The sequence below is a fragment of the Cellulomonas cellasea genome (assembly GCF_006538745.1).
GTDB lineage: Bacteria > Actinomycetota > Actinomycetes > Actinomycetales > Cellulomonadaceae > Cellulomonas_A > Cellulomonas_A cellasea.
Window position 1 is genome coordinate 45,023 of the sequence record NZ_BJLR01000013.1, and the last position, 17,526, is coordinate 62,548.

Annotated in this window: 16 protein-coding genes; 10 read left to right on the forward strand and 6 right to left on the reverse strand. The window is 71.5% G+C overall.

The window, feature by feature from the left end:
• Positions 1–6 precede the first annotated feature (6 nt).
• A complete protein-coding gene (gene arfA, locus CCE01nite_RS05965; protein WP_034624567.1) occupies positions 7–1,521 on the reverse strand; it encodes an arabinosylfuranosidase ArfA in 1,515 nt (504 codons plus the stop codon).
• Positions 1,522–1,721: 200 nt separating this feature from the next.
• On the opposite strand from arfA, the gene CCE01nite_RS21235 reads away from it, so the two are divergent.
• Complete coding sequence (locus CCE01nite_RS21235) at positions 1,722–1,880, forward strand: hypothetical protein (protein ID WP_170223940.1); 159 nt, start codon at positions 1,722–1,724, stop codon at positions 1,878–1,880.
• Positions 1,881–2,121: 241 nt separating this feature from the next.
• On the opposite strand, the gene CCE01nite_RS05970 is transcribed toward CCE01nite_RS21235, so the two are convergent.
• Positions 2,122–3,069: an EcsC family protein gene (locus CCE01nite_RS05970; protein ID WP_169743971.1), complete on the reverse strand. Its 948-nt coding sequence runs from the start codon at positions 3,067–3,069 to the stop codon at positions 2,122–2,124.
• 296 nt (positions 3,070–3,365) lie between these two features.
• Positions 3,366–3,956 carry a pentapeptide repeat-containing protein gene (locus tag CCE01nite_RS22355; RefSeq protein WP_211254494.1) on the reverse strand — a complete coding sequence of 197 codons (591 nt, stop codon included), beginning with the start codon at positions 3,954–3,956 and terminating at the stop codon, positions 3,366–3,368.
• A 236-nt stretch (positions 3,957–4,192) separates the two neighbouring features.
• Here CCE01nite_RS22355 and CCE01nite_RS05980 point away from each other — a divergent pair, with 236 nt between their 5' ends.
• From CCE01nite_RS05980 to CCE01nite_RS06005, 6 genes are all read left to right on the forward strand, one after another.
• A complete protein-coding gene (locus CCE01nite_RS05980; RefSeq protein WP_141372079.1) occupies positions 4,193–5,272 on the forward strand; it encodes a hypothetical protein in 1,080 nt (359 codons plus the stop codon).
• Positions 5,273–5,537: 265 nt separating this feature from the next.
• Complete coding sequence (locus CCE01nite_RS05985; RefSeq protein WP_034624573.1) at positions 5,538–8,288, forward strand: glycoside hydrolase family 9 protein; 2,751 nt, start codon at positions 5,538–5,540, stop codon at positions 8,286–8,288.
• Between the two features lie 196 nt (positions 8,289–8,484).
• A complete protein-coding gene (locus tag CCE01nite_RS05990; protein ID WP_052103332.1) occupies positions 8,485–9,099 on the forward strand; it encodes a VanZ family protein in 615 nt (204 codons plus the stop codon).
• A gap of 255 nt (positions 9,100–9,354) precedes the next feature.
• Positions 9,355–9,648 (forward strand): hypothetical protein, encoded by a 294-nt coding sequence (locus tag CCE01nite_RS05995; protein ID WP_034624576.1) that lies wholly within the window; start codon positions 9,355–9,357, stop codon positions 9,646–9,648.
• Between the two features lie 212 nt (positions 9,649–9,860).
• Positions 9,861–10,187, forward strand: a complete 327-nt coding sequence (locus tag CCE01nite_RS06000) for a hypothetical protein (protein ID WP_141372080.1) — start codon at positions 9,861–9,863, stop codon at positions 10,185–10,187.
• A gap of 38 nt (positions 10,188–10,225) precedes the next feature.
• Positions 10,226–10,642 (forward strand): hypothetical protein, encoded by a 417-nt coding sequence (locus CCE01nite_RS06005; protein ID WP_141372081.1) that lies wholly within the window; start codon positions 10,226–10,228, stop codon positions 10,640–10,642.
• A 103-nt stretch (positions 10,643–10,745) separates the two neighbouring features.
• Here the strand turns inward: CCE01nite_RS06005 and CCE01nite_RS06010 are convergent, their stop codons facing one another.
• On the reverse strand, positions 10,746–11,951 hold the full coding sequence (locus CCE01nite_RS06010) for a sensor histidine kinase (protein WP_052103335.1): 1,206 nt from the start codon (positions 11,949–11,951) through the stop codon (positions 10,746–10,748).
• Positions 11,952–12,141: 190 nt separating this feature from the next.
• Positions 12,142–12,810 carry a response regulator transcription factor gene (locus tag CCE01nite_RS06015; protein ID WP_034624585.1) on the reverse strand — a complete coding sequence of 223 codons (669 nt, stop codon included), beginning with the start codon at positions 12,808–12,810 and terminating at the stop codon, positions 12,142–12,144.
• Between the two features lie 116 nt (positions 12,811–12,926).
• Between CCE01nite_RS06015 and CCE01nite_RS06020 the strand changes: the two genes are divergently transcribed.
• A complete protein-coding gene (locus CCE01nite_RS06020; RefSeq protein ID WP_084142404.1) occupies positions 12,927–13,610 on the forward strand; it encodes a M15 family metallopeptidase in 684 nt (227 codons plus the stop codon).
• Between the two features lie 924 nt (positions 13,611–14,534).
• Positions 14,535–15,701 carry a DNA cytosine methyltransferase gene (locus CCE01nite_RS06025; RefSeq protein ID WP_211254495.1) on the forward strand — a complete coding sequence of 389 codons (1,167 nt, stop codon included), beginning with the start codon at positions 14,535–14,537 and terminating at the stop codon, positions 15,699–15,701.
• Here CCE01nite_RS06025 and CCE01nite_RS06030 read toward each other — a convergent pair.
• Positions 15,664–16,587, reverse strand: coding sequence for a NaeI family type II restriction endonuclease (locus tag CCE01nite_RS06030; RefSeq protein WP_034624589.1), 924 nt, complete (start codon positions 16,585–16,587; stop codon positions 15,664–15,666). The genes CCE01nite_RS06025 and CCE01nite_RS06030 overlap by 38 nt on opposite strands.
• 48 nt (positions 16,588–16,635) lie before the next feature.
• Between CCE01nite_RS06030 and CCE01nite_RS06035 the strand changes: the two genes are divergently transcribed.
• Positions 16,636–17,043 carry a very short patch repair endonuclease gene (locus CCE01nite_RS06035; protein ID WP_034624634.1) on the forward strand — a complete coding sequence of 136 codons (408 nt, stop codon included), beginning with the start codon at positions 16,636–16,638 and terminating at the stop codon, positions 17,041–17,043.
• Positions 17,044–17,526: the final 483 nt, after the last annotated feature.

Sequence of the window (17,526 nt, forward strand, 5' to 3'; positions counted from 1 at the left end):
CGCCTCTCAGCTGACCTGGAGCAGGAACATGTTCCAGGAGGCGGGCGCGAGCTCGGCGGTCAGCACCCCGTCGTCGACCTTGACGTCCCCGTGCGCACGGGGCACGACGCGGTCCGGGTCCGACTCGGTGTTCGCGGCGGTGAGGTCGTCGTCGGCGAGGACGAGGGCCTCGGCCAGCGCGGCGTCACCGAAGGCGCGCAGGCTCGTGCTGAGCGACACCGGCTCGGACGGGTGCCGGTTGACGACGAAGAGCGCGACGCGGCCCTCCTCGGCGTCGTAGGTCGCGACCGAGTCGAGCACCGGGACCTCGCCGTACGTCGCGGTCGTCAGCGTCGGGGCGTCCAGGCGCAGGTCGAGCACCGTGCCCTTCGCGTGGCGGGCGGTCTGGGCGAACGGGTGGAAGATCGACTGCCGCCACGCCGGCCCACCGGGCTCGGTGCGGATCGAGGAGATCGTGTTGACGAGCTGGGCCTGCGAGGCGGCCGTCACCCGGTCGGCGTGGCGCAGCAGCGTGATGAGGAGCGACCCGACGACGACCGCGTCGAGGACCGTGTAGGCCTCCTCGCTGGTGCGCGGGGCCTCGGTCCAGTCCTCCGGGAGCCCGCCCTGGCCGCTCTGCAGCTCGCGCAGGTACCAGACGTTCCACTCGTCGAACGAGATGTTGATGCGCTTGTCCGAGGAGAGCTTGGCGCCGATGTGGTCCGCCGTGGCCACGACCTGGTGGATGAACCGGTCCATGTCCGCGGAGCACGCCAGGAAGCTCGCGTGGTCGCCGTCGAGCAGCTGGTAGTAGGCGTGCGCGGAGACGTAGTCCACGACCTCGTAGGTGTGCTCCAGCACGGTCGCCTCCCAGGCGCCGAACGTGGGCATCGCCCGGCTCGACGACCCGCAGGCGACCAGCTCCAGGTCCTTGTCGAACTGCCGCATCGCGAGCGCGGTCCGCGTGGCCAGGCGCCCGTACTCCTCGGCGGTCATGTGGCCGAGCTGCCAGGGTCCGTCCATCTCGTTGCCCAGGCACCACATCCGGATGTCGTGCGGCTGCTCGGCGCCGTGCTCGATGCGCAGGTCCGAGAGCGCCGTGCCCGCCGGGTAGTTCGCGTACTCGAGGAGCTCGATGGCCTCCTGCAGGCCGCGCGTGCCCAGATTCATCGCCATCATCGGCTCGACGCCGGCGACCTTGGTCCACCGCATGAACTCGTTGAGGCCGAACGCGTTCGTCTCGATCGTGCGCCACGCCGGGTCCAGCCGCGTCGGCCGCTGCTCGACCGGGCCGACCCCGTCCTCCCACTTGTACCCCGACACAAAGTTGCCGCCCGGGTACCGCACGGTGGTGACCCCGAGCTCCCGGACGAGGTCGAGCACGTCGCCGCGGAAACCGTCCTCGTCGGCGGTGGGATGACCCGGCTCGTAGATGCCGGTGTAGACGCACCGCCCCATGTGCTCGACGAAGGACCCGAAGATCCGGCGGCTCACCGGGGCGACCACGAAGGCCGGGTCGATGGACACACGTGCTCGCTGCATTGCGGAAGCCTTCCCCCGACGGATTTACGACGTTGTAAACCGTCGCCCCCTGGGGTCCCTGCTGTCAAGCCGGTGGGTGCGTCGGCATCGTGCGTGGCAGGCTCCCAGACGCTGCGCTCCCAAGCGGAGCGAGGGCGTCTGCGCTCCCAGGCCCCGGTCCCCAGGGCTGCCCGTGGTCACGTCCGCTGCAGGGACCGGGGGTGTCCGAGGTGCGATCCCGCGTCCGGCTGATGAACGAGTACAGCGTCGCGTGGCCCCTGTGGGTCACCGGTGGCGCCACGCGCGACGACGCTCCGCCCATCTCCGAGCCGCTCTCTCGCGAGCTGAGGGCATGGGCTCGCGTGTTCGACAAGCACTAGCACTGGCGGGACGGCTGGGACGACCCGGTGCTTGCGGGCGCCCACTGCCGCGAAGCGGTCCGGCTTCGCGGAGCGCTGCAGGTGGATCTCGGTCCCGAGTTCGAGGTCGTGCTGGACCTGTGGGAGGTCCCCCCGCCGTAGCCGCGACGCTGCCGACGACGGGCGCTGCCCATACAACGGCGTCGTCACCACGCGCATGTCGCTGCGTGCACGCGACTCGCGGGCAGCGGCTCGTCGCCCGTCACACCTGCGCAGGCTGCGCCTGGTCGTCAGAGTCGCCCTCCGGGTTTGGCACGAGGTCCAGCACGGCGATCACCTCGTCGTCGCGGGCTCCGGACTCCTCCTCGCCGAGCAGGACCGGCTCGGGCGCGTCGTCGGCCAGGTGCGGGTACTTCTCCAGCAGGAAGCGGCGTCGGTAGGCCAGATCGGCAGCGTCTGCGATCTGCTCGAGCGTCAGCCAGTTCAACGACACCCCGGCGACGACACCGACGACCGGGACGACCTTGCCGAGGCCGCGCTGGACGAGTCGGCCCCCGAAGGCCTCGGTGAACGCGCGCGTCACCAGGGTCACCGCCGAGTCGTTCAGCTGCGTCCACCTCGCACCGCGCACCAGGCCCTGCGTCAGGCGGCTCACGTCCGCGAACGCCGTCGCCTTCGACGCGACCGTCGCCGCCGTACCCCAGTTCACGACCGATAGCACGAACACCTTCTCCTCGGGGCGTGCCGGGTCATACCCGTAGTGCAGGGCGTGGTGCCCGACGACGGCACTGGCCAGGGCCATGACGGCGGTCGCGTCCGCCGCGAAGGCGCCGAGCACCACGTGCACCGCCGGCGCGGCCGTCACGCCGCCGCTCACGGGCACCGACAGCTGGGTCCCCGTGATGGCCACGCCCGCGGCTGCGCCCGACGCGGCCGCCACCGCCGCGTACGCCACGTCCAGGGACCTGGGCTTGATCCGGTCGATCTGCTCGAGGTCGAGCCGGCGGAGGTCTCCGAGCGCGGCCACCTCGTGCCCGGCCCGGACGTGCGCCTTCACCACCCGAGTCGGGCTCAGCCCCGCGGTCGCCACCCGGGAGACCGCCCGGGCGCCGCCTTCGGCGACCTTCTGGACCGCCCCGACACCCTTCGCGCCAATGGCCGCCACACCGTCGGGCACCTTGCCCCGGACCGCGCCTCCGGCTGTCGTCATCCTGTCCACCATGCGCCGCGCACGCGGGCTGCCGTTCACGGCGCCCCGCGCCGCGTCCCCCACGCGACCGGCAGCGCCCTGGACGGTGTCGTTCACGGCCGCCGCGGCGCGCGACGCCGGCCGGCGTGACCGCGCCCGTGCAAGGTCGGCCCAGGCGGTCAGCTCGTACTGCGACGGTTCTCTCGACATGCCGCGACGCTAGCCGTCACCGCTGCCGCCCAGGCCAGAACCGTCCGACGACTTCGCCCCCTCGGTCGGGTGCCCCCTCGGCACCCTCGATGTCGTCGCCCTACCGTTCAACGACGACGAGCAACCCTCGGAGTGGCAGGTACCTGCGTCCCCCGGAGTCGAGCACGACGACGCCCCGGCGTCCCCGAAACGTCCGACAGCCGTGCGCCCCGGAGGTCCGCGTCGCGCAGGACGGCCCCCGTCAGGTCGACGTCTCGCAGATCGGCTCCACGGAGGTCCGCGCCGGTGAGGTCCGCCCCGGTGAGGTCTGCGCCTCGCAAGATCGCGCCGCGAGGTGGCTCGACCCCTTGAACCGCTGTGGAGCCCTGCCGGGCAGGCTGCGACACCGGCGCTGTGGTCGACCCATCCTCCGGCGTCGCGTCGACACCCGCTCCCACGACCCACCCCGCCGCCGCCGCGAGCACCAGCCCGAGGCCGACTGCGGCCGCCGAGTATCCCCATCGCGCGCTCGCCCACGCCAGAGCCGTGACGACGAGTGCGGGGACGACCCACACCGGGAGCTGGGGCCACGGAGCGCGGGGCCCGCGTCGCGCGCGCATCCTCGCTCCTTTCGTACGACCAGCACATTCTTGTCCGAACCGTCCTCCTGCCCGCATCGGCGCGCCGCAACCCTGGCCGTCCCACTCGGATCGCGTCATGATGGTTCTTCGACGGGGAGGTGGCCGATGGGCGCTCACTCACGGGTTCTCCTCGTGCCGGCCGCAGCGCTCTCGGCCCTCGTTCTCGGTTATCCGGGGCCGCCGCGACGTGCCGCCGGGACTGACGATTTCGCCGAAGACGAGCCATGCCCCCATTGCCCGAACGGGACGCTGAAGTCGGATGCTGAGGGGCTCTTCTGCAAGAGCTGCAAACGGCGCCCCTCGGAAACCCGCTGATGACCGGCATGGCGGAGTCTGCTGCGGCCGTCGGCACGCAGATCGGTCGCTACTTCAGTCTCGCGTCCCTCCTTCCGTCGGCTTTGTTCATCGTGTGGCTCCTGGCACTCCAGGGAGCGGCGTCGCCGTTTGCCGGGTTCGATCCTGACGGCGCGGTGGAGGCGCTGACCAGCTGGAGCCTGGAGAAGACCGGCATCGTGCTCGGCGCGTCTCTCCTGCTGGGACTCGTCGTGCACCCCCTTCTCTTCGCGACGACACAGCTGCTCGAGGGCTACTGGGGACCACGCCCGTTCGCGGTGCGTCTGGCGGCCGCGCTCGCGCTGCGCCACCGAGCGCGTCAGCACAGGCTCGAGGAGCGATCGGCCGAGGTGGGGCGCCAGATGCGTCGTGAGCTCGACGAGAGCATCCGCGAGGAGATCGGTGAAGCCGAGTTCGCCCGTCTTGCCGAGCGGGTCCGGGAGCGGCGCGCGATTCAGAGTCGGTCACCAGAGGGAGCGGCCGTGCATGACCTGGTGATTGCCCGCGACGCGATGAAGAAGGTGCTCGCCGAGATGCCGCGCGACGCGGACCGCCTCCTGCCGACCCGGCTCGGAAACGCTCTACGCCGGGTCGAGGACAGCGTCGGATCGCAGTACGGACTCCGGCTGATCACGGTGGCTCCGCACCTTGCCGTGTCGGCGGCTCCCTCCCGTATGTCGTACATCGACGACGCGCGTGAGCAGATGGACGTCTCGATCCGGCTCTCGTTCTTCGGTCTCGCGGCCACGGTCATCACCACGGTGTGGTTGCTCGGCGCCGGGTGGTGGCTCCTTCTCGCGCTGGTCCCTTACGCCTTCGCCTACCTCACCTATCGGGGAGCCGTCGCGGCCGCCGGTGAGTGGGGTGCCGCAATGGCCGCGTGCATGGACCTGGATCGATTCACGATGTACGACCTGATGAACGTCGAGAGGCCGACCGACACCGACGCCGAGGGGGTGCAGAACGCGGCGCTGATGCGCCTGCTACAGGGTCAGCACGTCTTTCTGCGCTACAGGCGGGAAGCGGCGGGCGAACCGGGGCGCCCTCATGACACTGCATGACACTGCACGAACTTCGACCGACGTGATCGCTCGCCTGAACAGCTCGGAGCCGCGGGCCGCACGTACGCCACGCTCTCGTGCCGCACCGCGCGCCTCCGCATGGCACCACAACGCCTAATCGATTCCGCTCTACCCGAGCCCTCAAGCGGTGTGCGGCGCAGCCCTAGCGTGGACCGAGCGCTCCCGCCACGACCGTCCCAGCGCCGGGCCGGTGCCGTGCCTGGTGGCCGCCACCGCCACGTCGTCCGCCCAGCAGAGGACTGCCATGTCACCGATCACCCACCACCGCCGGCCGCGCCGGGGGCGAGCCGCCGTGCTCGCGCTCGCCGCCGCACTGGTCGTCGCCGGGGTCGTCGCACCCCAGGCCGCCGTCGCCGCGCCCGACCCGGGTTCGCCGGTCAAGGTCAACCAGGTCGCCTACGTCCCGGGCGTCGCGAAGGTCGCGACGCTGGTCAGCTCGTCGACGTCCCCGGTCCCGTGGACGCTGCGGAACGCCGGGGGCGCGGTCGTCGCGGAGGGCCAGACGACGGTCTGGGGCGCCGACGCGCTGTCCGGCGACCGGACCCACCTGATCGACTTCTCGGCGTTCGACACCGCGGGCTCGGGCTACGTGCTGTCCGCGGGCGGGTCGAGCAGCCTCCCGTTCGACATCTCCGCCGACCCGGTCAAGAAGCTCCGGTACGACGCGCTCGCGTTCTTCTACCACCAGCGCAGCGGCATCGCGATCGAGTCGCAGTACGTCGGCAGCACGTACGCGCGCGCCGCCGGCCACCTCGGCGTGGCGCCGAACCAGGGCGACACGAGCGTCCCCTGCCGGCAGTCGTGCGGCTACAGCCTCGACGTGCGCGGCGGCTGGTACGACGCCGGTGACCAGGGCAAGTACGTCGTCAACGGCGGCATCGCGACCTGGCAGCTGCAGAACGCGTACGAGCGGACGCTGCACGTCGCGGGCGCTGACCGGTCGGCGCTGGCCGACGGCACGATGGCGATCCCCGAGCGCGCGAACGGCGCCCCCGACGTGCTCGACGAGGCGCGCTGGGAGGTCGAGTTCCTGCTCCGCATGCAGGTGCCGGCCGGCCGCACGGACGCCGGGATGGTGCACCACAAGATCCACGACGAGAACTGGACGGGCATCCCGACGATCCCCGCGCAGGACAGCCAGCGCCGGCTCCTCTCGCCGGTGAGCACCGCGGCGACGCTCAACATGGCCGCGGTCGCGGCGCAGGCGTCGCGGCTGTGGAAGACGCTCGACCCGGCGTTCTCGGCGAAGGCCCTGACCGCGGCGCAGACCGCGTACGCGGCGGCCAAGGCCAACCCGAACCGGCTCGCGTCGAGCACCGACGGCACGGGCGGCGGCGCGTACAGCGACGCCTCGGTGACCGACGAGTTCTACTGGGCCGCCGCCGAGCTCTACGCGACGACCGGCTCGGACACCTACCGCTCCGACGTCACGGGCTCGTCGCTGTACCGGGGCGGCAGCTTCGCGCAGCGCGGGTACGACTGGGGCTGGACGGGCGGCCTCGGCGACACGACGCTCGCGCTCGTCCCGACCGCCCTGCCCGCCGCGGACGTCGCCGCGACCCGCGCCGCGATCGTCGCGTTCGCCGACTCCGCGCTGACCCGCGCGAACGCCCAGGCGTACCCGGCGCCGAACAACGCCGGGTCGGTCTACTACTGGGGCTCGAACGGCCAGGTCGCCAACAACGCCAACGCCCTCGCGCTCGCGTTCGACTTCACCGGCCAGGCGAAGTACCGCACCGGCGTCTACGCCGCGCTCGACTACTTCCAGGGCCGCAACCCGCTCAACGTGTCCTACATCGCGGGGTACGGCGAGAAGGCCGTGCAGAACCTGCACCACCGGTTCTGGGCGAAGCAGAACGACGCGTCGCTGCCGATCGCGCCGCCCGGGTCGTTCTCCGGCGGACCGAACAGCGAGCTGCAGGACCCGATCGCCGCCGCCCAGCTCGCCGGCTGCGCTGCGCAGAAGTGCTTCGTCGACCACATCGAGGCGTACTCGGTCAACGAGGTCGCGATCAACTGGAACTCGGCGCTCGCCTGGCTCGCGAGCTGGGCCGCCGAGCACGTCGGCGGCGCACCCGTGGTCGACACCACCCCGCCGACCGTCCCGGGCACGCCGACCGCGAGCGCGATCACGGACACGTCCGTCACGCTCACCTGGACCGCGTCGACCGACCCCGAGAGCGGCGTCTCCGGCTACGAGGTCGTGCGCATCGCCGGCGACTCGCTGCAGATCGTGGCGTCGACGACCGCGACCTCCGTCACGGTGACGCGCCTGGCCGCCGACACCGAGCACACGTTCGTCGTCCGGGCACGCAACAACGCCCGGCTGTACGCCGACTCGCAGCCGATCACCGTGCGGACGACGGGCGGGGTTTCCCCGGTCGACACGCCGCCGACCACGCCGGGCGCGCCCGTGGCCTCGGCCGTAACGCAGACGGGCGCGACGCTCACGTGGACGCCGTCGAGCGACGACACGGGCGTCGCCGGGTACGACGTGCTGCGCGTCCAGGGCGGCACCCAGACGGTGGTGGCGACGTCGACCACGCCGTCGGCCGTCCTCACCGGCCTCACGGCGGACACGGACCACACGTTCGTCGTGCGGGCCAAGGACACCGCGGGCCAGCTCTCGTCCGTGTCCCCGAGCGTCGCGTTCCGGACGCTGCCGGTCGTCACGACGCCGCCCGGCGGCTGCAAGGTCACGTACTCCGCGAACTCGTGGGGCAGCGGGTTCACCGGCTCGGTCACCCTGACCAACACGGGGTCGACGCCGTGGACGTCGTGGAAGCTCGCGTTCACGTTCCCGGGTGACCAGAAGGTCACGCAGGGGTGGAGCGCCGTCTACAGCCAGACGGGCTCCGCGGTGACCGTGACGAATGCGGCGTGGAACGGGTCCGTGCCCGCGGGCGGGACGACGACCTTCGGGTTCAACGGCTCGTACAGCGGCGCCAACGCGGCGCCGACGGCGTTCACGGTGAACGGGGCGCCCTGCAGCTGAGCCCACCGCGCTGCACGACGACGGCCGTCGGTCCCCGTGACCGGCGGCCGTCGGCGCGTCGGGCCCTCACAGGACCCCCTCGCTCTCCCCGGCAACGCTCCACCCCTCCCCGAGGCGCGGACCCTAGGGTCGTCGCGGCCGGGCTGGTCGGCCGCCGCGCGGTCCGCCGCCGCGCACGACGGAAGGGTGGGTCGAGGTGCAGCAGTACCTCCACGCGTTCGGGGGCCTGATCGCCCTCCTCGGGCTGGTCGCGGCCGGGTGCGGCGTCGCCCTCGCGCTCCTGGGTGCCCGTGCGGTGCGCGACGGCGCCACCTGGTCGTCCTACCTCGCGCGCGTCGGCCCCCGGGTCGCGTTCGCGGTGCTCTGCCTCGGCACGGCGTTCGCCACGCTCACCCCGGCCGGCGCGCGCGACGGTCGCGCGGTCGACCTGGTCCCGCTGCGGACCGCGCTGGCGGCCGGGATGACCACGACGACCCCCATGCAGATCGCGGGCAACCTGGCGCTGCTGTTCTGGCTGGGCCTCCTGCTGCCCGTGGTGTCGTCACGCCGCTGGACCGTGGGGCGCACCACGGCGGTCGTCGCCGTCACGTCCGCGGGCATCGAGGCGGCGCAGTACGTGCTCGGCCTCGGGCGGTTCTCCACGGTCGACGACGTGCTGCTCAACACCCTCGGTGGCGCGGTCGCGGCCGTCGTCGGGGTGCACGTGCTCGCGCCGTGGGTCCGGCAGTGCACCCGGCTCGAGGCGGCGGTGAAGCGCGGCTCCCGCGCTCCCGTCGACGAGGACGGCGGAGCGCGCCTCAGTCAGGGCTGACCGGCGGACCAGACCGCGCGGACGGGCCCTCGGCACGGGCGCCCCACCAGGGCCCGCCTCCGTGCTCGGTCTTGACGGCGGACGAGCGGACGCGGATCGTCGGGCGCGCCGAGACCTCACGGGGGTGGTTCGCATGCGCGTTATCCGAGTCGACCTCGTCGCCGCGACCGCTCTTGGGGCGCCGCGCGGGCAGCACGACTGCTCTCGAACGCCTCCCACGGGCGGCTCCGCTTCGCGCATGTTCATCCGGAGCTCGTGAACGTGCTGCGGCTCACCCCGGACGCGCGATCCGTGCTGACGACCGCGAGCGAGATCGCGCGATTCCGCGGTGCCCCGACCTGCGGGACCGTCGACGTCGCGCTCGCGCTCGCCGTGGACGGTCTACAGGGCAGCCTCTACGCCGATGCGCTCGCCAGCCCGAGCCCGCAGATGCTCGGCTACGACGACGTCCTGCAGGCGCTGCTGGGGAGCGACGCCGAGGTGGACCTCGCGGCGCTGAGGTCGGCCACCGTGACCGAGCGCGAGCAGCTCAGGCACCGGCTGGCCTGACGGCGAGCCGCCGACCCCGTGTCGCCGCTGCGTCGGGTGGCGCTGCGGCGAGTGGCGCTGCGGCGAGTGGCGCTGCGGCGAGTGGCGAGTGGTGATGCGGCGGGTGGTGCTCGTCGACGTCCTCCGCGCCGTCGGCTGCGGCCCCGATCGTCCCCGCCGGCCGACATCGTCACGACCGTTGAAGCGGTTGCTGAGCAGTCGTATCGTGCTGAGTGTTGTCCCCGCCTGTCGTCGGGAGGGCCGCAGCGGCGGGATGCGGTCTCTCGACGTACGTCTCGTACCCGTACCGCGTGTTCTACAGCTCGGGCAGGTACGCAGCACAGGACTACACCAAGATCACCAACGGGTCGGGCTGCCCACGCGAGTACACCTACGCCACGTTGCGCGAGGAGCAGGGCTGGCGGCAACCGATCGTCGCGAGCGGGTCCGTGTACACGGCTCCCGGGACTACGCGCTACCTCTACCTCACCTACCCGTGCGGCAGTGCCGCGTACCGGTACTCGCACATCTCCTTCCGGCACTACAACCTCTGCCCGTGAGCACCACCCGACCTCGCCGAGCGGAGGTGAGACCGACGATGAGCCGTCTCCTCGGAGGGTCGGCCACGGGACTCGTGTGGTTCGTCGTCCTGTCGGTCGCCACGGGCGCTCACGACCAGCGCCTGGCGTCGGGCCAGACGTCTTTCCTGGCGCTGACGCTCCTCGTCGTCACCTCGGGCGCAACGGTGCTTCTGCTGACCCGCTCGGGCAGCAGCTTCGGGCTGGGCCTCGTCACGGTTCTGATCGTCTGCATGCTGCTGGGGATCACCGACGGCCCGTACACGGGGACGGCCGAGGGGCAGTCGCTGCTCTCCGTCCCGCTGCTCTTCGCGCGCGGCCTGGCGAGCCCTGCGGTCTGGGTCGCGCTCGCGGCGAGCGCCGCACTGACGTGGCGCGTGCGTGGTCGTCCGGCGGCCACGGTGCTCGAGCCTGCAGCGGCTGCCCAGGAGCCGTGATCGACTCGTCCGGCGACGGCAGCGGCGCTCCCTCACCCGACCTCGGTCCGTGCGTGCCCACCGGATCCCGCGATCGAGTCCCCGGCCTGGGCGCCGAGCCGGCTCAGGCCTCCCTGACCCGGCTCGCGCCCTCCGCTGGCAGCGTGACCGTGGCCACCACACCCCCCTCGGGCCGGGGCACGAGGAGGAGCGACCCACCGTGCACGGTGACGATCCGCTCGGTGAGCGGCAGTCCCAGTCCGTGCGAGCGGGTCGACCCGTCGCCTGTGCCCGACCCCGCGGCGTTCACGCCCACGACGTCGACCCGGCGCGTGAACGGCTCGACCGCGAGCCGGAGCGCGTCGACGTCGACGCGCGCGCCGTCGTTCTCGACGCGGAACCGCACCCGCCCGTCACCGTCACGGTCACCCCCGCCGCCGCCGCCGCCGAGCGTGACCACGACCCGCCCGCCCTCCGGACGGTTGTGCCGGACGGCGTTGCGGAGCAGGTTGTCGACGGCCCGGAGCAGCAGCGTCTCGTCCCCGAGCACCGTCGCGCGGTCGATCCCCGCGGTGACCGTGACGCCGCGGCTGCGCGCCTCGGGCATGAGGTCGTCGACCGCGTCGGCCACGAGCACGTCGAGGTCGACGAGCCGGTGCCCGACGGCGCCGCGGTCGAGCGCCGCGAGGTCGAGCAGGGCCGTGACCAGGTTCGTCGCGCGCTGCGTCGTCTCGTCGAGGCGCTGCAGCAGCACGGGCAGGTCGACGTCGTCGGGGTCCTCCCGCGCGACGTCGACCATCGCCCGCATCACCGCGAGCGGCGTGCGCAGCTCGTGCGACGCGTTCGCCGCGAACCGCCGCTGCGCGTGCAGGTCGCGCTCGAGCCGGTCGAGCATCGAGTCGAACGTGTCGGCCAGGTCGGTGAACTCGTCGCGCCGGGACCCCTGCGACCCGACGCGCCGGCTCAGGTCGCCGTCCGCGGCGGCCCGGGCCGCGGCGTTGAGGTGCTGCAGCGGCGTCAGCACCCGCCTGGCCAGCCACCACCCGCCGACCGACCCGACCACCGTGAGGACCGCGAGCGCCACCGCGCACGCCTGGACGACGGCGTCGAGGATCTCCCCGCGCGACGCGATGGGGCTGTCGAGGTCCCTCGGGTTCGCCGCCGTCAGCGGGTAGTTCGGCACGAACCGCAGGACGGCCCAGATGCACACGGACATCACCAGGCCGGCGACGAGCAGGAACGCGACGTAGCTGACGGTGAGCCGCAGCCGCGCGCTCGTGCGCAGGCCGGCCCGAGCGCCGTCGGGCGGACCGCCGGGCCGCGTGGTCACGACTTCCCCAGAACCCGGGTCGCTCCATACGCCTCGGGGGCACAGGGGGCGTCCGCAGCACGCGCGTCGTCGGGCACGCCGCCGGGCCGCGCCGTCACGACCCCGCAACGCGGGCATCGGGTGGTCTGCCGGGGCTTCGCGGCATCACCCTCGGCGAGCGCGCCGTCGACTCGTCCGCCAGCGCGCCCGGTCACGACTCCCCCGGCTCGCCGACCCGGTACCCGACGCCCGGCACGGTGTGAATGACCCACGGCTCGCCGAGCCGCTTGCGCAGGTCAGAGATCGTGATGCGCACGGCGTTGGTGAACGGGTCCGCGTTCTCGTCGCACGCCCGCGCGAGCAGCTCCTCGGCGCTGACGACTCCCCCGCCCGCCCCGACGAGCACCTCCAGCACCGCGAACTGCTTGCGGCTCAGCCGCACGTACTGCCCGGCGCGGAACACCTCGCGCCGGAACGCGTCGAGCCGCAGCCCGGCCAGCTCGACGACGGGCGGTCCCGACGCCGGACGCCGGCCGAGCGCGCGCACACGGAGCACGAGCTCCTGCATCGCGAACGGCTTGGTCAGGTAGTCGTCGGCCCCGAGCCCGAACCCGCGCGACTTGTCGTCGAGCGTCCCCGCGGCCGTCAGCATCAGCACCCGCGTCCCGAGCCCGGCCGCGACCACCCGCCGGCACACCTCGTCGCCGTGCACCCCCGGCAGGTCGCGGTCGAGGACGAGGACGTCGTACGCGGTGTGCGAGAACCGCTCGAGCGCCTGCTCCCCGTCGTCGGCGAGGTCGACGGCGAGGGCCTCGCGGCGCAGCGCCGTCTGCACGGCCTCCCCCAGGTACCGCTCGTCCTCGACGACCAGCACGCGCATCGCGACCTCCGGTCACCTCGACGACGGACCGGGCGAGTCTAGGCAGCGGCGCCTATGGAAAGCGTCTGCGATTTGCCCGACGCCCCGGCAACACCCGTGCGCGTGAGGTGGGCGGTATGACGACCCACGACCCGCACCGCCTCGACCCGCACCGTCCCGACCCGCACCGTCCCGTGCCGCCCCGTCCTCGCGCGCCGCGCCCTAGTCCGGCGCGCCGCCCGGTCCCGACCCGGCTCGCCGTGCTCGCGCTCGTCGCCGTCGGGGTCCTCGCCAGCGCGGCCGCAGCCGCGCCGAGCCTGCTCGCCCTGGTGCCGGGCGCGGCCGCCACCACGTCCGCCTCCCTGCTGGGCACGCTGGAGGTGCTGGAGGGCTCCGACGACGCGCGGCTGCGCGAAACGCACATCGACCCGTTCGACGACACCCACCCGGCGATCGCCGGCCTCCACCCGGACCTGCGGGCAGCCGTGCAGGCGGTCGCCCGCGACGCGCACGACCGCGGCGTCGACCTCTGGGTCACGTCCGGCCTGCGCACCGCCGCCATGCAGCAGGACCTGCTCGACGACGCCGTGCGCAAGCACGGCTCGCTCGCGGAGGCCCGGCGCTTTGTCGCGACGCCCGAGGGGTCGAGTCACGTCACCGGCGACGCGGTGGACATCGGGCCGACGGACGGCGCTGACTGGGTGGTGCGGCACGGGGCGGAGTACGGGCTGTGCCAGACGTACGCCAACGAGATGTGGCACTTCGAGCTCGCGACGGAGCCGGGCGGGGAGTGCCCGGAGCAGCTGCCGGACGCGGGGTGAGTGAGTCCCTCGTTCGGTGCTCGTGGCTCCGGGCCGTCCCCAGCCTCCCCCGGCGGCGCTAGGGTCTCGCGTCGTGGAGGAGCCGGAGCAGCATCTCGTCCTGTGCATGAGGGCCGACCTGCCTCAACCGACCAGGTCCGCGCAGGCAATCCTCGCGGACTGCGGGTGCCTCGTGTGGGTCTCTCCCGTGAGCCTCGCGTTCATGGACACGGACCCCGAGATCGGTGCGATCTGCGGACCCTGTGTCGCCGAGAGCGGCGTGGAGGTCGGCGAGATGCGTCACGTCCCGAGGGCCTCGGACGAGCGACAGGTGTAGCGGTCGCTCACGTCTCGGTCTGCCCATCTGACGACCGGCGGATGCGGGGCCGGAGACGCGCAACCAAGAGCTCTTGGTGGTCGCCCGCGGCCACGTGGCGAAGAAGGGCGCCGGATTGATCGCGAACGGCGTCTGGGAGCGCTGCGACATGCATACCTGGTAGACGTCGCCCTCGACGATGTACTGGCGGTCTGCCTCGACCAGCGACGGACTCCGCACGGGGGAACGCCGACGTGCACGAGCCGCCCGCTCCGGCGTTTCCGTTGCCCTGCCCGGGGGGCGCGTGACCCCCCAGATCTACCTCGTCGACGTCGAAGCGCTCGTCGACGTCCTGCACGCCACCCGCGCCTTCCTCGCACCCTGGGAACCCGTCCGGACCGAGTCCCCCTTCACGCTCGGGTTCGGGACCTCGGCTGGAGACGGCGTCGGCATGGTGCCGACCTCTTCTCGTGAGAAGCCCGAACCACCGGACCCGACCTGGCAGCAGACCCGACGTCCCATATGCCTCCGATGGTCGCTCACCCCAACGCGGTGCCCGACGGCTGCGAACCCGTCCGCTCGCGCGAGCCCGACACACAGTGTCGGACCGTCCCCGTACGATCACCCCCATGACCGGCATCCCGATGATCGACCTCTTCGCAGGCTGCGGTGGCATGACGCAGGGGTTCGTCGAGGAGGGGTTCGAGCCCCTGCTTGCCGTCGAGTGGGACAAGGCGGCCGCCGCGACGTACGCGGCGAACTTCGGGGATGATCACGTCATCGCGGGCGACATCGCCGAGGTGCCGACCGAAGAGATTCCGCGGGCACGTGTGATTATCGGTGGGCCGCCATGCCAAGGCTTCAGCAACCTCGGTCTCAAGGAGATCAACGACCCCCGTAATCAGTTGTGGCGGGAGTATTTGCGCTTCGTCGGCGCCGCTAAGCCAGAGGTCTTCGTGATCGAGAATGTGGACAGATTCTCGAAGAGCCCCGAGTTCCAGATGCTGCTTTCTGAGAGGGAGCGTGGCGCTCTCCAGGATTACGAGCTCACCACGGCCGTGCTGAATGCCGCGGACTACGGTGTCGCTCAACGACGAAAGCGAACCATCATTGTCGGTTCCAGGATCGGCCACATCGAGATGCCAGCACCGACGCATGCCCAGAAGCCCGCGCTTGGCAGCGGACTCAAGCCCTGGCGCACGTTGCGTGACGTAATCGGCCACTTGCCCGCCGACCCTGCGTCTACCGAGCTACCTAGCGGCACGGACCGCAGGTGCGAATTTGATGGTGACACGATGCCTGGTCCGTTCACGGAGCTCGACCTCCACATCAAACGGAACCCGCGACCGGAGAGTCTTCAACGATACTCGTTCGTTCCTCCCGGCGGTGGCAGGTTCGACCTTCCGTACGAACTGCAGCCTCGTTGCTGGCAGGACAAGCCCACCGGCACCACCGATGTCATGGGAAGGGGTCGCTGGGACGCGCCCTCTGTGACCATCCGCACTGAGTTCTATAAGCCAGAGAAGGGCCAGTATCTGCACCCGCAGTGGGAGCGGGCGAGGATTCAGGACCACGGCTACGAGGGGAAAATCCAAGGCGACCCGATGCGCTCCGTCGACCGTGTGATCACGCACTACGAGGCGTCGTTGATTCAGGACTTTCCGAAGGACTACAAGTGGGTGGGAACGAAGATACAGATCGCGCGGCAGATCGGGAACGCGGTCCCCAGCGGGCTGGCTCGTGCAATCGCACGTCAAATCAAGCCGTTCCTCGACGCTCGAGTGCCGCTGGCGTGAGCGCTACCCACGCGTCGCCGGAGATGTCGAACCCGCGCGAAGCAGCGAGCTCGAGGTCGTCCCGCCACGTGCCGCATAAGAGCGTGAGACCGTGTCGTGCCGCGACGACGGGCTTCGCTTGGCGAGCGCGGCGCATGGGGTCCCGGTTGCCGGCGCACACGGTCTCGATCGAAGACCGCGGCACGACGACGTCGGGCAAGTACCCGAACAGCGCCGTCAGGCGCTCGGTCTGACCGACGCGCGGGGCGAATACTACGTCGCGCTGAGGCGGGGAGAGCCGTTTGAGCGGCTCGGGCGGAAGCGGCGTCCAGTCGAGAACGGGCAGGGCATAGAGCGCAAGCGCTGCACTGACGATTCCGCGCTTTCCGTCCTTGTTGGCGCCGCCGCGAAGCCACGCTCGATGCGTCCTCATGAGGAAGGCGCGGTGCCGAGCGCCAGCCGCATCGACTTGGACGAGCAGACAAACTTCACACTGGCCCTCCGTCGGGATCATCCAATTTTTCCGCACGGTTGCCTTCAGTTCGACCGGAACTCCAAGGATAGTGGTGTCGAGAGGCGGCTCCTTCACGAGCTTCAGCTCATTGATGATCCGGTACTGCAGCTTCGTGCCGACCGATGCTCGTTCGTCTGAGTCGACATCGGGGCTCATGAGGTCGAACCGGCCCGTGCGGGACCCGTCCAGGACGTACTTGATCGCGTCGTCGACGGCTTGCGTGAACGCGCGCTCGACGGCGGACGGTGCCAACCACGCGTGGACCTGCTCGAGCTCGTCGTCGTACTCGGGAGCAAGGATCTCGTGCGGCTCCCGAGTCCGGCCGGGCCGCGGATCCGGCGTACAGATGTGACCCGGCAGTGGAAGTGCGGGCTTGAGCGCGAGATCGGTCACGGGACGGACGGTAGCGGATCGGCCTGATGCTCGAGGACCATGGCGGCCATGGAGACGAACGCGGCGACCAGCTCTCGAATGGCACGGGTGCGGAACCGCGACACCGCTGCCGAGCTGGCAGTTCGCCGCGAACTCCATAAGCGCGGACGTCGATACTTCGTCCAGCGGGCGGTGCTGCCGGGCCGACGGCGCGTAGACGTTGTGTTCCCTGGGCCGAAGATCGCCGTCTTCATCGACGGGTGCTTTTGGCACTCGTGCCCCCAACATGCGACACGACCCAAGGCGAACGCCGAGTGGTGGGCCGAGAAGCTCGCACGGAATGTAGCGCGCGACCGCCAATCCGACGCGGACCTTGCAGCTGCGGGGTGGCAAGTCATGCGGATCTGGGAGCACGTCCCGGCGTCAGCTGCAGCCGACATGATCGAGGCCGCTCTGGACAACGTGCGTGCGGACTGATCCGCCATCTCTCCGAGCCTGAACGCGCAAGGCCTCTACCGTGATCCCCTTGCCGCTGCCTTCGCTAAGGACGTTCGCCGGATCCCGCAAGAACATGAAACGCGACACGTCGGACTCCAGCGACGACTTAGGCGTCGAGATCCTATGACACGAGACTGTCCCGAACTTGCTTAACCCGTTTCGGTGGGACCATTCAAGCCGCGTGCCCAGCTTGGAACCGTTTCTCGTACTCGACGGGTCTCAGGCGTCCGAGGCGGACCTCGCGGCGTCCGCGGTGGCGAGTCTGCTCGATCGAGGTGACGACCGCGAGCGGCAGGCCCTGGCGGTGGCGGGACCTGCGGTCGGAGTGACCCACGGTCCCGCCGCCTGCCGTAATGCCTCGAGCGCTCGCCCGTCGGCGATGAACCGGCAGCCGAACTCCGGGTCGTCGTGATGGACGCGATCGCGGCGTTGATCAGGTGCGCGTCGTCCCAGTCCCGGTCG